This window comes from Enemella evansiae, from assembly GCF_002250705.1.
GTDB classification, from domain to species: domain Bacteria; phylum Actinomycetota; class Actinomycetes; order Propionibacteriales; family Propionibacteriaceae; genus Enemella; species Enemella evansiae.
In genome coordinates this window covers 145,032-159,389 of the sequence record NZ_NMVP01000035.1, presented here as the reverse complement: position 1 = coordinate 159,389, position 14,358 = coordinate 145,032, and the positions used below count along the sequence as shown (strand labels likewise).

The following is a 14,358-nucleotide window of genomic DNA, read 5'->3' as shown; positions in this document are numbered from 1 at the left end:
TGGGTTCAGCTGATCAGCCGAGCCCCCGGCACCGGCCCACGCACCCGGCGTACCGCCCGCGCCACCCCTTCGGCGCCGAGGCGTACGCTCAGCGCGACCGCCGATTCCTCGTTACGACAAAGGAAAGCACAGGTGGGTCCGGAGCCGGACACGATGGCCCCCAGGGCCCCGAACTCGAGCCCGGCGTCGAGGGTCTGCTGCAGCTGCGGGCGCAGGTCGATGGCCGCCTCGGCCAGATCGTTGTGCAGATGCCGCCCGAGTGCCACCGAATCACCGGAGGCCAGTGCGTTGAGCAGCTCGGTCGGCATCGCCAGATCGCAGCCACCGGGCTGGAGTTCGTCGAAGCGCCGGAACACCGTCGGGGTGGAGAGCCCGACGTCGGCGACCGCGAGCACCCAGTGGTGCGCACCCCGGGTCAGCACCGGTACCAGCTCATCGCCCCGGCCGGTACCGATCGCGGTCCCGCCCAGCATCGAGAACGGCACATCGGCACCCAGCTCACCACCGAGCTCGCGCAGCTCCTCGAGATCGGCGTCCAGATCCCACAGCACCGAACAGGCCAGCAGCGCGGCCGCCGCATCCGCGGAACCACCCGCCATCCCACCGGCGACCGGGATCGACTTCTTCACCGTCATCCGCACGCCCAGGGCGCTCTCCGGGCCGAACCGCTCGGCCACGAGCCGGGCCGCCCGCATCGCCAGATTCGAGTCGTCGGCGGCGACCAGATCGGTGCCCTCCCCCGACATCGCGATCGAGAACAACCCGGGCTCGTCCCACTGGGCGGTGAGCTCGTCGTGCAGCGACACCGCCTGGAAGACCGTGGTCAGCCGGTGGTAGCCGTCGGCGTCCACGCCGCCGACACCCAGCGCCAGGTTGATCTTGGCCGGGACGCGGACGCGGATCGTCGCAGGTCCGGGAGCTACAGGTGTCGCCACGGGCCACACCCTAGTCAGGACCCCGCGCGTACCATCGAATGGGTGACGACGACGACGCGCGAAACGCCCCAGGATCGGGCGCCCGAGATCCGTACCGTTGGCGAGCTCCGGGCCAGCGGCCACCAGCAGCAGAGCCTGCGTGCCGAGCTCCGCGCCAACCTGCTCTCCGCACTCGCCGCGGGCACCGATCCCTGGCCCGGGCTGCACGGATTCGAGGGCACCGTGATCCCCCAGGTCGAGCGGGCCCTGCTCGCCGGCCACGACATCGTGCTGCTCGGTGAGCGCGGCCAGGGCAAGACCCGGTTGCTGCGCAGCCTGGTCGGTCTGCTCGATGAGTGGACCCCGGTCATCGAGGGCTCCGAACTCGGCGAGCACCCCTTCGAGCCGATCACCGCGGCCTCGCAGCGCCGCGCCGCCGAGCTGGGCGATGACCTGCCGGTCGCCTGGCGGCATCGCGACGAGCGGTACGCCGAGAAGCTCGCCACCCCGGACACCAGCGTCGGCGACCTGGTCGGCGACGTGGACCCGATGAAGGTGGCCGAGGGCCGCAGCCTGGGCGATCCGGAGACCATCCACTTCGGCCTGGTGCCGCGGGCGCATCGCGGGATCGTGGCGATCAACGAGCTGCCGGACCTGGCCGAACGGATCCAGGTGGCGCTGCTCAATGTGATGGAGGAACGCGACATCCAGATCCGCGGTTATCTGCTGCGGTTGCCGCTGGATGTGTTGGTGGTGGCCTCGGCGAACCCGGAGGACTACACCAACCGCGGCCGGATCATCACCCCGCTGAAGGACCGTTTCGGCGCCGAGATCCGCACCCACTACCCGCTGGAGATCGCCGACGAGATCGCGGTGATCCGGCAGGAGGCGGAGCTGGTCGCCGAGGTGCCCGATGTGCTGCTGGAGGTGCTCGCCCGCTTCACCCGCGAACTGCGTTCCTCCTCCGCGGTCGACCAGCGCTCCGGTGTCTCGGCCCGCTTCGCGATCGCCGGTGCCGAGACCGTCGCGGCGGCCGCGCTGCACCGCGCCACGGTGCGCGGCGAGCAGGAGGCGGTGGCCCGGTTGGTCGACCTGTCGGCCGCGGTCGACGTGTTGACGGGCAAGATCGAGTTCGAGGTCGGCGAGGAGGGTCGCGAGACCGAGATCCTCACCCACCTGCTGCGTCAGGCGACCGCGGCGACGGTCCGGGAGAAGCTCCGCGGACTGGATCTGGCCGAACTGGTGGCGGCGATGGACGGCTCCCGGCTGGTCACCACCGGTGACCGGGTGACCGCCACCGAACTGCTGGATTCCCTGCCCAGCCTGGATTCCGACCTCTATGACCGGATCTCCGAACGTGTCCGGGCCGACGGTGTCGGGGCCCGCGCCGGGGCGGCCGAGCTGGCGCTGGAGGGCCTCTACCTGGCCCGTCGGATCAGCAAGGAGAGCGGCGACCAGGGAGCGGTGTACGGCTGATGGCCGGCTTCGGGAGGCGTCCGGACCCGCACCGTTCGGCGTACGGGCCCTATCACGACGGGCCGGATCCGCTGGCCCCGCCGGTGGATCTGGCCGAGGCGCTGGAGCAGATCGGTCGCGACGTGATGGAGGGCACCTCTCCGCAGCGGGCGATGCAGGAGTTCCTGCGGCGTGGCGATCGGAACCGTACCGGCCTGGACGAGTTGGCCCGCCGGGTCGCGGAGAAGCGGCAGCAGCTGCTGCAGCGGCATCGCCTCGACGGCACCCTCGACGAGGTACGCGAGCTGCTCGACCAGGCGGTGCTCGCCGAACGCAAGCAGCTGGCCCGTGACCTGGACGACGATGCCCGGTTCTCCGAACTGCAGTTGGAGAATCTGCCGCCCTCGACCGCTGCCGCGGTGAATGAACTGCGGGATTACCAGTGGCGCTCGAGTGAGGCCCGGGAGGCGTATCAGAAGATCTCCGATCTGCTCGGCCGGGAGCAGCTCGACCAGCGTTTCGCCGGCATGAAGCAGGCCCTGGAGAATGCCACCGATGAGGATCGGGCCCGGGTGCAGGAGATGGTCGATGACCTGAACTCCCTGCTGCAGAAGCATTCCCGCGGTGAGGACACCCCGGCCGACTTCGATGAGTTCATGGCCAGGCACGGTGAGTTCTTCCCGGAGAACCCGCAGAACATCGACGAGCTGCTGGACACCCTCGCCCAGCGGGCGGCCGCCGCGCAGCGGATGCGCAACTCACTCTCCCCCGAGCAGCGGGCCGAGCTGGACGCACTGGCGCAACAGGCGTTCGGATCCCCGCAGTTGATGCAATCCCTGTCCCAGTTGGACAGCACGCTGCGCGGGCTGCGCCCCGGTGAGGACTGGGGCTCATCGGAGGAGTTCGGCGGCGAGCAGGGGGTCGGGCTGGGTGAGGCCGCTGGGATGATGCAGGACCTGGCCGATCTGGACGCGCTGGCCGAGCAGCTCGCCCAGCAGCACGCCGGGGCGTCGCTGGACGATGTGGATCTGGAAAAGCTGGCCGGCCAGCTCGGACCGGAGGCCGCCGTCGATGCCCGCACCCTGGCAGAACTCGAACGAGCGTTGAAGAATTCGGGCTATCTGACCCGCGGCCCGGATCAGGCGCTGCGGTTGTCGCCGAAGGCGATGCGGCACCTGGGCCGGGCGCTGCTGCGGCAGGTCGCGCGGCGACTCTCGGGGCGTACCGGAGCCCGGGAGACCCGCCGGGCCGGTGCGGCCGGTGATCGCACCGGCGCCGCCCGCGCCTGGGAGTTCGGTGACAGCGAACCGTGGGACGTCACCCGGTCGGTCCAGAACGCCGTGCTGCGCGCCGCCTCCGAAGGTGGCGCCGAGGCGCGCAGCGCACGCGCCGGCGGTGGCGTCCGCCTGCAGATGGACGACATCGAGGTCGCCGAGACCGAGGACCGCACCCAGGCTGCGGTGGCGCTGCTGGTGGACACCTCGTTCTCGATGGCGATCGAGGGGCGCTGGGTGCCGATGAAGCAGACCGCGCTGGCGCTGCACCAGTTGATCAGCACCCGGTTCCGCGGGGACTCGCTGGAACTCATCGGGTTCGGCCGGCACGCCGAACGCCTCGACATCGGTGAGCTCACCGCGATGGAGTCCAACTGGGGCATCCAGGGCACCAACCTGCACCACGGGTTGCTGCTCGCGAACCGCTTCTTCCGCAGGCATCCCTCGGCGCAGCCGGTGCTGCTGGTGGTCACCGACGGTGAGCCGACCGCGCACCTGGAACCGGACGGCGAGGCGATCTTCGGCTATCCCCCGTCGCCCTACACGATCGCGCTCACCGTGCAGGAACTGGACGCCTCCCGACGGCTTGGTGCCAACGTGACCTTTTTCCGCCTGGGCAGCGATCCCGGGCTGACCCGCTTCATCGAGGGACTGGTCCGCCGGGTCGAGGGCGAGGTCGTCGCCCCGGATCTGGACGACCTCGGGGCCGCCGTCGTCGGGTCCTATCTGGGCGGGCGGGACCGCGAGTTCTAGAGTGGGGCTCCCAGAGCAGAACCACGGACAGGAGTCGCTCAATGCCCACTCGCACCGCACGTACCGCCTGGAACGGAACCCTGCAGGAGGGGTCCGGACAGGTCGAGCTGACCAGCTCGGGCCTCGGCACCTTCGAGATGTCCTTCCCCAAGCGCGCCGCCGACGAGGCGGACGGCACCACCAGCCCCGAGGAGCTGATCGCCGCGGCGCACTCCGCCTGCTTCGCCATGCAGCTGTCGGCGGCGATCGCCGAGCAGGGCGGTACGCCGCAGTCGCTCGAGGTGACCGCCGACGTCTCCCTCGGCCCGGACAAGGAGAACGGCGGCTTCAAGCTCACCGGCATCACGCTGAAGGTCAGCGGCGAGGTCGACGGTCTGGATGCCGCCGGGTTCGATCAGGCGGCCAACTTCGCCAAGGCCAACTGCCCGGTGAGCAAGGCGCTGACCGGCGTCGAGATCACGATGGAGTCCACGCTGGAGAGCTGATTCGGCGGCACTACCACCGTCACACGCCCCGTCGCCACCCGGCTGCGGGGCGTGTCTCATTATTTGACCGCAATAAAGTTTTTCGAAAATGCTGTGCTGGACGTGTCGGGCATGACATAGTTCCGCCGTGGAGCCAACGGGGGCTCCTATCGGGGATCTGAATCGGGGATCAATCAATGCAACGCACCCTTGTGGTGAGCCGTTTTGTCGCGCTCACCGCCGCCTCCATGCTGTTACTGGCGCCCATCCGGGCGATGGCGGACGACACCACCCTCACCGGCGACGGGGTCACCCCCGTCAGCGGCGGCTCAACCATCGACCTCGGCACCGTCTGTGTCGGCGAGTCGGTCACCAAGGATGTCCTGGTCTCGGTGACCCGCCAGGGTCAGGGCCAGGTCTTCGCCAACGGCAGCACGGTCACCGTGACCGCCAGCGCCACCGGAACCGGCCTCACCGCCGCACTCGGGTCCAACACCATCAAGCTCCCGGCCAACTGGGAGAAGCTGGCCAACCGGACCCAGTCCGGGACCGTCTCGGCCGCTCTGACGCTCAGCCCGACCACGGCCGGGGCCTTCAGCGGCATCGTGGCCTTCGACGCGACCGGAGCGAGCACCGACAAGGGCACGATCACCCGGTCCGCGACCCTCGCGGTCACCGGCACCGCCAGGAACTGCAACACCGCGCCGACCATCACCGTCAACGACGTCACCCTCGAGGGCAACACCCTCGGCGGGCGCACGCTGGTCTTCGGTGAGATCGGCAGCGCCACCGACGCCGAGGATCAGAACGCTCCCGCGGTCAGCTGCATGCCGGCCACCGGCTCGGTGCTGCCGCTCGGTGCCAACCGGGTCAGCTGCACCGCCACCGACAGCGCCGGCCTGACCGCGACCGCCACCGGCACCGTCACCGTGGTCGACACCGCGGCACCCGTGCTCACCGAGCTGCCCGCCAGCGCAACCATCGAGGCCACCTCGGCCGCGGGGGCGGCGTACACCTATCAGGCTCCGAAGTCGCAGGACGTGGTCTGGGGCGACGTCCCGGTCAGCTGTACGCCGGCCTCCGGCGGCACCTTCCCGGTCGGCTCGACCACCATCACCTGCACCGCCACCGACGGCTCCGGCCAGGTCGGCTCGGGCAGCTTCGTGGTCAATGTCGTCGACACCACCGCGCCGGTGATCACGGTCTCCGATGTGACCGCCGAGGGCAACACACGCGGCGGCGCCACGGTCGATTTCGCCCTGCCGACCGCCACCGACACGGTCGACGGCAGCACCGTGGTGACCTGCGACAAGAGCTCCGGCGACCTGTTCCCGGTCGGTGACACCACCGTCACCTGCACCAGCACCGACAGTGCGGGCAACCGGGCCACCGCGGCCTTCGTGGTGCGCGTCACCGACACCACCGCCCCGGTGATCTCGGCCAAGAACCTCACGGTCGAGGGCAACACCACCGGCGGCGCCACCGTCACCTTCGACCAGCCGACCGCCGGCGACATCGTCGACGGCGCGACCACCGTCAGCTGCAGCAAGAGCTCCGGTGACTTCTTCGACCTGGGCGAGAACACCGTCACCTGCACCAGCGTGGACAGGTCCGGCAACCAGGCCACCGCCACCTTCACCGTGACCGTGACCGACAGCACCGCACCGGTGCTCACCGGGATGCCGCAGGACGCGACCGTCGAGGGCAACACCCTCGGTGGCGCCAACTGGTCCTACGTCGCGCCGACCGCAACCGATGTGGTCGATGCCAACCCCGGCGTCACCTGCGAACCGGGCGACTCGGCCTTCTATCCGCTCGGGAAGACCACGGTCACCTGCACCGCCACCGACGCCTCCGGCAACAAGGCCTCCGCCAGCTTCACCGTGACCGTCGTCGACACCGCCGCCCCGGTGATCGAACTGACCGGTGTCACCCCGGCACCGAATGCCGCCGGGTGGAACAACGGTGCGGTGACGGCGACCTGGACCTGCACCGACAGCGTTTCCGGCGCCTCGACGGTGACCGAGACGGTGAGCACCGAGGGTGCCAACCAGTCGGTGACGGGCACCTGCACCGACAAGTCCGGCAACAGCGCCAGCAACACCGTGTCCGGCATCAACATCGACAAGACCGCCCCGGTGCTGACCGTCAACGGCCCGGAGAACGGCAGCACGATCAGCTCCTGCACCCCGACCGCACCGGCGCGGCCGACGTTCACCGCGACCGACGCACTCTCCGGGGTGGCCGACCAGGGTGACAACTGGATCACGCCGGCCAGCGGTGTGGTGGGCAGCTACACCTACACCGCCTGGGCGATCGACAACGCCGGCAACCGGGCCGAGCAGACCCGCCGCTTCACCGTGGCGACCAAGCCGGCCACGATGAGCGCCTTCTCCCAACCCATCAATGCCGACGGGTCCAGCCGGTTCAAGCTGGGCAGCACCATCCCGGTGAAGATCCAGGTGACCTGTGATGGCAAACCGGTCACCGATGCGGTGGTCAAGCTGACCGTGCAGAAGCTGAGCGACAGCACCAGTGCCGGGGAGCAGGAGGCCGTCTCGACCTCGGCCGCCACCACCGGGAACCTGTTCCGCTACAGCGATCCGCAGTACATCTTCAACCTGAGCACGAAGTCCGGTTACAGCACCGGCAGCTACCAGCTCACCGCGACGCTGGCCGACGGCCAGACCAGGACCGTCACGGTCCAGCTGGTGAAGTGACGCCCGTCGACTGACTGCTGAACCACCACCCGAAGGCCCGGTCCCCCCCCCGCGGGGGGCCGGGCCTTCGGATGTTCAACCGGTGGTGTCGAAGACCTGCTCGGCGATCCGCGCGAAATCCTGCACCAGCAGGGATTCACCGCGCGCCTGCGGATCCACCCCGGCCCGCTCCAGGGCCTCGGTGGCCAGCGCCGAGGAACCGCAGATCCCGGACAGGGCGGAGCGCAGCATCTTGCGGCGCTGGGCGAAGGACAGGTCGATGACGGTGAAGACCTGCTCCCGGGTGGCGGTGGTGGACGGCGGCTCCCGGCGGACCATCCGGACCAGGCCGGAGTCGACATTGGGCACCGGCCAGAACACCGACGGCGGCACCGTGCCGACGCGGCGCGCCTCGCACCACCAGGCCAGCTTCACGGACGGCACGCCGTAGATCTTCGACCCCGGTGCGGCGACCAACCGGTCCGCCACCTCGAGCTGCACCATCACCAGACCCCGTTGCAGGGAAGGGAAAGTCGCCAGCAGATGCAGCAGCACCGGGACACTCACGTTGTAGGGCAGATTGGCGACCACCGTCGTCGGCGCCGGTCCGGGCAGCTCGGTGACCCGCAGCGCATCGGCGTGCACCACGTCCAGCCGGTCGGCGCGGTCCGGCATCCGTGTCCGGACCGTCAGCGGCAGCTGGGCGGCGAGCGAGTCCTCGATCTCCACCACCGTGACGTGCCGGGCCACCTCCAACAGCCCGAGGGTCAGCGAACCGAGCCCGGGCCCGATCTCCAGGGCGACATCGTCGCCGGACAGCTCGGCGGCCTTGACGATCCGACGGACCGTGTTGCCGTCGATGACGAAATTCTGACCGCGCTGCTTGGTCGGTCGAAGCTCCAGCTTCGCCGCGAGCTCCCGCACCGTGCGCGCGTCGAGCAGGCCGCTCACCCCGGTCCTCCCCACTGCCCCCAGTGCACCTGCTGCTCCCGCGGGACCCGTTGGCGCCGACGCGGCGAACCCGACCGGGTCTCACCCGGACGGGGCCAACCGAGACTGATCACCCCGACGCTGAGCTGCTCGGCCGGTACGCCGAAACCATCGCGGACCGCGTCCACCTTGCCCGGTGGGATACCGAAGAAGCAGGCGCCCAGGCCGCGGTCCACCACGCCGAGCAGGATGTTCTCCGCGGCCATGCCGGCGTCCACATACCAGTAGGGCGCGATCCAGCGGGTCTCGTCGCGATCGGTCCAGCCCTTGTCGGGTTCGGCGTACCGGTCCAGATAGGCCGCCTTGCTGGCCCAGACCAGGATCAGCACCCGGGCGGTCCGCATCCGTTCCAACCAACGACTTCCGGCGTCCACGGTCAATTCCCAGAAGCGGTCCACCGCGGCACCGTCGAGGGTCTGCAGGCTGACGCCCTGACTGAATCCGGCCGAGGGGGCGCGGACACCGAGATCGAGCAGCTCCTCGACCAGCTCGTGCGGGACGGGCGTGTCGGCGTACTCCCGCACCATCCGCCGCCGCCGGATCGCGGTGTCGAGGTTCACCACGCGCCCCCGAACGCCGCAAAGGCGTTGCTGGTCAGGGAATCGCAGAGCTCGTCCAGATCGTCACCGCGTTCCTCGGCCATGAAACGCACGGTGTGCGGGATCAGGTAGGAGGCGTTCGGATAGCCGCGCCAGGGCACCGGCACCAGATAGGGGGCGTCGGTCTCGGTGAGCAGCCGGTCCGCCGGGGTGATCCGCAGCGCCTCCCGCAGCGCCGAATTCGCCTTGTAGGTCACGGGTCCGGGGAAGGAGAGCCAGGCCCCACGGTCCAGGCAGGCGCGGGCGAAATCCGCGTCCCCGGAGAAGCAATGCATGACGACCCGCTCCGGCACTCCTTCGGCGTCCAGCACCGCGAGGATGTCGTCGTGGGCGTCGCGGTCGTGGATCACCAGGGTGCGGTCGTGGCGGGTGGCCATCGCGATGTGTGCGGCGAAGGATTCCTGCTGCAGTTCTTGCAACTCGGTTTCGGTGGTGCGGAAGTAGTCCAGGCCGGTCTCCCCCACCCCCCGTACCCGGTCCTCACCGGCCAACCGGTCGATCTCGGCGAGCGCGTCGGGCAGCCCGGTACGCCCCAGGCGGGCCGCATCGTTGGGGTGGATGGACACCGTCGCCACCACCGTGTCGAAGCGTCGGGCCGCCTCGACCGCCCACCGGGAGCCCTCGACATCGGTGCCGACCTGCACGATCCGGGTGATGTTCACCGCGGCCGCGCGCTCCAGCGCGTCGGCGGGGTCGAGTCCGGTGACCTGCTCGGCGGTGTCCAGATGGCAGTGCGAGTCGATCACCGGTCGCGGCAGCGGGTCCGGGCTCGGCGGCAGTTCGTCCTTCACCCGCGTCAGTGTAGTGAGCCGCGCTCAGTTCACCGCGACGCCGCGACCCCGGTGGTTGCGGAAGATCAGCGAGGTCTGCGCGTGCACCACCCCCGCCCGGGCGGTTAGGTGGGTGAGCACGAAGTCGCGCAGCTCGTCGGGGGTGGCGCAGGCGACGTGCACCACGAAGTCCTCGGCGCCGGAGACATTCCAGACCTCGATCACCCCGGGCAGTTCGGCCACCTCGATCCCGAAGGCGTCGACCTGCGCCATATCGTGACCCGCCAGCCGGACCGCGACCATCGCCCGGACCGGGGCGCCGAGGCGTACCGGATCGAGGACCGTGGTGAAGCCCTCGATGATGCCGCGCTGCACCAGAGCGCGGACGCGGGCGCTGCAGGTGGATTCGGCGATCCCGACGGCGGCGGCCAGGGCGGCGTTGGAGATCCGGGCGTCGGCGGTCAGCTCCCGGACCAGGGCGGCATCGATCTCGTCCAACCTGGGGCGTTCCCGCGGGGCCGGACCGGGGTCGAGGCGGCGACGTTGCGGCTTCTTCGGCACCCGGCCAGACTAACGGGCCGGTTTCGCAGAATCCATGGTTGGGCGATCTCGAGCCGTGGATATCACGGAACTCTGGTCGTGCTGCCGCGTATTCCGCACCATGAGGGTATGCGTTTCGATGATGATTCCTACCAGCTGGACAGTTCCCTGCCGGACACGATGGCGGTCCATGCGGGACGCGAGGACCTCACCGCGCGCGGGGTGCACGTGTCACCGATCGACCTGTCCAGCACCTATCCGGTGAGCGATCTGGACAGCGGTGGAGAGGCCTACGAGACGCTGGCCGGCGGTGGCCGGCCCGGGTCCGGGCAGAGCCTGGTCTACCAACGGCTCTGGAATCCCAACGTGGATCGGTTCGAGCGCGGGTTGGCAGCCCTGGAGGGCACCGAGGAGGCGGTGGCGTACGCCTCCGGGATGGCGGCGCTGTCGGCCGTGCTGTTGGCACTGGTGCAGGCCGGTACGCCCCATGTGGTGGCGGTCCGGCCGCTCTACGGTGGCACCGATCATGTGCTGGCCACCGGGCTGCTGGGCACGACGGTGACCTGGGCGGAACCGGACACGGTCGCCGAGTCGATCACCCCGCAGACCGGGCTGGTGATCGTGGAGACCCCGGCCAATCCGTCGTTGGAACTGGTCGATCTGGCCGCGATCGTCGCGCAGGCCGGTTCGGCACCGGTGCTGGCCGACAACACCTTCGCCACCCCGGTGCTGCAGCAGCCGCGCCGACAGGGGGTGCGCCTGGTGCTGCACTCGGCGACCAAGTATCTCGGCGGCCACGGTGATCTGCTCGGTGGTGTGGTGGCCTGCGATGCCGAGTGGGCCACGCGCTTGCGCGGGGTACGCGCGCTGACCGGGGCACTGCTGTATCCGCTGGCGGCGTACCAGCTGCATCGCGGGTTGCAGACCCTGCCGGTACGGATGCGGGCCCAGCAGGACAATGCCCAGGTCATCGCGCAGTGGTTGGCCGGGCAGCCACAGGTGGACCGGGTCTGCTATCCGGGACTCGCTGGCCAGGACCCGCAATCCCTGCTGGGCAGGCAATTGCGCGGGCCCGGTGCGATGATCGCGTTCTCCATGACCGGCGGGTTCGAGGCCGCTTCCGGGTTGGTCACCGGGCTCCGATTGATCACCCATGCGGTGTCCCTGGGCGGGGTCGATTCGCTGATCCAGCATCCGGCATCGCTGACCCACCGCCCGGTCGCACCGGAGGCCCGGCCGCATGCCGATCTGCTCCGATTGTCCGTGGGGCTTGAGGATCCGAGCGATCTGATCGCCGATCTGGCGCAGGCGATGGGTGCGGCCCGTGATCAGAGCCGTTCGAATGCGAGGGTGCGCACCACCGCGGTACCGACCTGATCGCTGGCGGGCAGGTCGACCTCGGCCAGGATTCGCCAGTCGTGGTTGCCCTCGGGGTCGTCGAGCACCTGGGTGACCTCCCAGCGGGTGCGGTGCTTCTCGATCCGCAGCAGCGCCGGTCCGCGGGCATCGGCGCCGGTGCGGAGCTCGTCGTGCTCGTCCCAATAACCGCCGAGCGCCTCGTCCCAGGCGTCGGCGGTCATCAACACCGGCAGCTCGGGTTCGGGCAGCGCGGCGGCCGCGGCGTCCAGGTTGGCGAGCTCCTGCCAGCGGTCCCGGGCCGCGAGTTCGACCCGGCGGAACATCGCATTGCGAACCATGGTGGTGAAAACCCGCTCGTTTCCGGTCACCGGACGGGGCGGCGGGGGTGGCGTGCCGGCGGCGCGGGCCGCCGCCTCGGCGGCGACCTTGTCCGGGTCGGTGAGCGCCTCCCACTCGTCCAGCAGTGACGAGTCGGTCTGGCGGACCAGCTCCCCCAGCCACTCGATCAGGGTGTCCAGTTCCTCACTGTGGAAGGAATCCGGCACGGTCTGGCGCAGGGCGCGGTAGCAGTCGGTGAGGTAGCGCAGTACGACGCCCTCGGAGCGTTGCAGCTGGTAGAAGCCGATGAACTGGGTGAAGTCCATCGCGCGTTCCCAGAGGTCGCGGACGATCGACTTCGGTGACAGCGCGCTCGGATCGACCCAGGGGTGGGACTGGGCGTACGCCTGCAGCGCGTGCTCGAGCAGTTCGGCCAGCGGCTTGGGCCAGGTGACCTCCTCGAGCAGCTGCATCCGCTCCTCGTATTCGATGCCGTCGGCCTTCATCTCCGCGATCGCGGCGCCCCGTTCCTTGTGCTGCTGGGCGAGCAGCACCACGAACGGATCCTCCAGCACCGACTCGATCACCGACACCACATCGAGCGGGTAGCTGTCGGCCTCGGGATCGAGGAGTTCCAATGCGGCAACGGCGAAGGGCGCGAGCGGCTGGTTCAGCGCGAAGTCCTCCCCGACGGTGTCGGCCAGCGCACAGGTGCGCCCGTCGGCGGCCGGCGGGTCGAGTTTGACCAGGACGCCGGATTCCAGCAGGCCGCGGGTCAGCGAGAGTGCGCGGCGGGAGAGTTGACGGGTACGCCGCCACTGCTCGTGGTTGTCCTGGAGCAGGGACCGCATCGCCTGCCACGGGTCGCCCGGACGTTGCACGATGTTGAGGATCATCGAGTGGGTGACCCGCATCCGGCTCTGCAGCGGTTCGGGTTCGGCGTCGATCAGCTTGGTGAAGGTCTCCTCGTTCCAGGAGACGAAGCCCTCGGGGGGTTTGCGGCGCTGGAATTTCTTGCGCTTCTTGGGATCGTCGCCGATCTTCGCGAGGGCGCGTTCGTTCTCGATGACATGTTCGGGGGCCTGCACGACCACGTAGCCGATGGTGTCGAAACCGGCCCGGCCGGCCCGGCCGGCGATCTGGTGGAACTCGCGGGCCTTGAGCCGGCGCACCTTGCGGCCGTCGTATTTGCTGAGACCGGTGAGCAGCACGGTGCGGATCGGGACGTTGACCCCGACACCGAGGGTGTCGGTGCCACAGATCACCTTGAGCAGGCCGGTCTGGGCGAGTTGTTCGACCAGGCGGCGATATTTGGGCAGCATGCCGGCGTGGTGCACGCCGATGCCGCGGCGTACCAGCTTGGAGAGCACCTTGCCGAAACCGGGTCCGAACTGGAAGGCGCCGATCTCCGCGGCGATCCGTTCGGCCGCACCGGATGGCAGCAACGGCAAGGAGAGCAGGGATTGTGCGCGTTCCAGTGCCTCGGCCTGGGTGAAGTGCACCAGGTAGACCGGCGCCCTGTCGTCGCGGACGAGTTCGACGACCTTGTCCTGCAGCGGGGTCATCGACCACTCGAACTCCAGCGGGACGGGGCGTTCGGCGCCGGCGATGACGGCGGTGGTACGCCCGGTGCGCTCGGTCAGGTCGGTGACGAACTGGTCGACCTCGCCGAGGGTGGCCGACATCAGCAGGAACTGGGCCTGCGGCAGTTCCAGCAGCGGTACCTGCCAGGCCCAACCGCGGTCGGGTTCGGAATAGAAGTGGAACTCATCCATCACCACCAGGCCGACGTCGGCGTCCTTGCCCTCGCGCAGCGAGAGGTTGGCGAGGATCTCGGCGGTGCAGCAGATGATCGGGGCGTCGGCGTTTACCGAGGCGTCGCCGGTGACCATGCCGACGTTGTCGGCGCCGAAGATCTCACACAGGCTGAAGAATTTCTCGCTGACCAGGGCCTTGATCGGTGCGGTGTAGAAGCTGACCCGGTCGGTGGCGAGTGCCGCGAAGTGCGCCGCGACCGCGACCAGCGATTTCCCCGACCCGGTCGGCGTGGCGAGAATCAGGTTGTTGCCGCTGAACAGCTCGATCGCGGCCTCGTCCTGGTGCGGATACAGCTCGAGCCCCCGCTCCAGCGTCCACTCGGTGAAGCGGTCATAGAGGCTGTCGGCATCGGCGGCCACTCGATCGGTCAACTTCACCCGCCGATCCTAGCGGCCCGGTACGCCG

The 14,358-nt window shown here is 69.6% G+C and carries 11 protein-coding genes; 5 read left to right on the top strand and 6 right to left on the bottom strand.

What is annotated here, in order from left to right:
- Positions 1 to 5 precede the first annotated feature (5 nt).
- Positions 6 to 935, bottom strand: a complete 930-nt coding sequence (locus BI335_RS17620) for a 4-(cytidine 5'-diphospho)-2-C-methyl-D-erythritol kinase (RefSeq protein WP_094402085.1) — start codon at positions 933 to 935, stop codon at positions 6 to 8.
- Positions 936 to 977: 42 nt separating this feature from the next.
- On the opposite strand from BI335_RS17620, the gene BI335_RS17615 reads away from it, so the two are divergent.
- From BI335_RS17615 to BI335_RS17600, 4 genes are all read left to right on the top strand, one after another.
- The gene (locus BI335_RS17615; RefSeq protein ID WP_094432572.1) at positions 978 to 2,390 is read left to right on the top strand and encodes a sigma 54-interacting transcriptional regulator; all 1,413 of its coding nucleotides are present in this window, start codon (positions 978 to 980) and stop codon (positions 2,388 to 2,390) included.
- On the top strand, positions 2,390 to 4,396 hold the full coding sequence (locus BI335_RS17610; protein WP_094432570.1) for a vWA domain-containing protein: 2,007 nt from the start codon (positions 2,390 to 2,392) through the stop codon (positions 4,394 to 4,396). Before BI335_RS17615 ends, BI335_RS17610 begins: the two co-directional genes overlap by 1 nt.
- A gap of 41 nt (positions 4,397 to 4,437) precedes the next feature.
- A complete protein-coding gene (locus tag BI335_RS17605; RefSeq protein ID WP_094405656.1) occupies positions 4,438 to 4,881 on the top strand; it encodes an OsmC family peroxiredoxin in 444 nt (147 codons plus the stop codon).
- Between the two features lie 176 nt (positions 4,882 to 5,057).
- Complete coding sequence (locus tag BI335_RS17600) at positions 5,058 to 7,580, top strand: HYR domain-containing protein (protein WP_094432568.1); 2,523 nt, start codon at positions 5,058 to 5,060, stop codon at positions 7,578 to 7,580.
- Between the two features lie 75 nt (positions 7,581 to 7,655).
- Here the strand turns inward: BI335_RS17600 and rsmA are convergent, their stop codons facing one another.
- From rsmA to BI335_RS17580, 4 genes are read right to left on the bottom strand one after another with little or no spacing between them, the layout of a single operon-like run.
- Positions 7,656 to 8,510 carry a 16S rRNA (adenine(1518)-N(6)/adenine(1519)-N(6))-dimethyltransferase RsmA gene (gene rsmA, locus BI335_RS17595; protein WP_094432566.1) on the bottom strand — a complete coding sequence of 285 codons (855 nt, stop codon included), beginning with the start codon at positions 8,508 to 8,510 and terminating at the stop codon, positions 7,656 to 7,658.
- Positions 8,507 to 9,109: a nitroreductase family protein gene (locus BI335_RS17590; RefSeq protein WP_229119678.1), complete on the bottom strand. Its 603-nt coding sequence runs from the start codon at positions 9,107 to 9,109 to the stop codon at positions 8,507 to 8,509. Before BI335_RS17590 ends, rsmA begins: the two co-directional genes overlap by 4 nt.
- A complete protein-coding gene (locus BI335_RS17585; protein WP_411266763.1) occupies positions 9,106 to 9,939 on the bottom strand; it encodes a TatD family hydrolase in 834 nt (277 codons plus the stop codon). The genes BI335_RS17590 and BI335_RS17585 overlap by 4 nt, the downstream gene beginning before the upstream one ends.
- 24 nt (positions 9,940 to 9,963) lie before the next feature.
- Positions 9,964 to 10,479: an Lrp/AsnC family transcriptional regulator gene (locus BI335_RS17580; RefSeq protein WP_094355971.1), complete on the bottom strand. Its 516-nt coding sequence runs from the start codon at positions 10,477 to 10,479 to the stop codon at positions 9,964 to 9,966.
- Between the two features lie 108 nt (positions 10,480 to 10,587).
- Between BI335_RS17580 and BI335_RS17575 the strand changes: the two genes are divergently transcribed.
- Complete coding sequence (locus BI335_RS17575) at positions 10,588 to 11,835, top strand: trans-sulfuration enzyme family protein (protein WP_094432561.1); 1,248 nt, start codon at positions 10,588 to 10,590, stop codon at positions 11,833 to 11,835.
- Here the strand turns inward: BI335_RS17575 and BI335_RS17570 are convergent.
- Positions 11,787 to 14,330 (bottom strand): DEAD/DEAH box helicase, encoded by a 2,544-nt coding sequence (locus BI335_RS17570; protein WP_094405650.1) that lies wholly within the window; start codon positions 14,328 to 14,330, stop codon positions 11,787 to 11,789. The genes BI335_RS17575 and BI335_RS17570 overlap by 49 nt on opposite strands.
- Positions 14,331 to 14,358 lie beyond the last annotated feature (28 nt).

Coding starts and splice junctions, on each gene's coding strand:
- BI335_RS17610 (WP_094432570.1), top strand. CDS start 2,390: ATGGCCGGCTTCGGGAGGCGTCCGGACCCGCACCGTTCGGCGTACGGG.
- BI335_RS17605 (WP_094405656.1), top strand. CDS start 4,438: ATGCCCACTCGCACCGCACGTACCGCCTGGAACGGAACCCTGCAGGAG.
- BI335_RS17600 (WP_094432568.1), top strand. CDS start 5,058: ATGCAACGCACCCTTGTGGTGAGCCGTTTTGTCGCGCTCACCGCCGCC.
- BI335_RS17575 (WP_094432561.1), top strand. CDS start 10,588: ATGCGTTTCGATGATGATTCCTACCAGCTGGACAGTTCCCTGCCGGAC.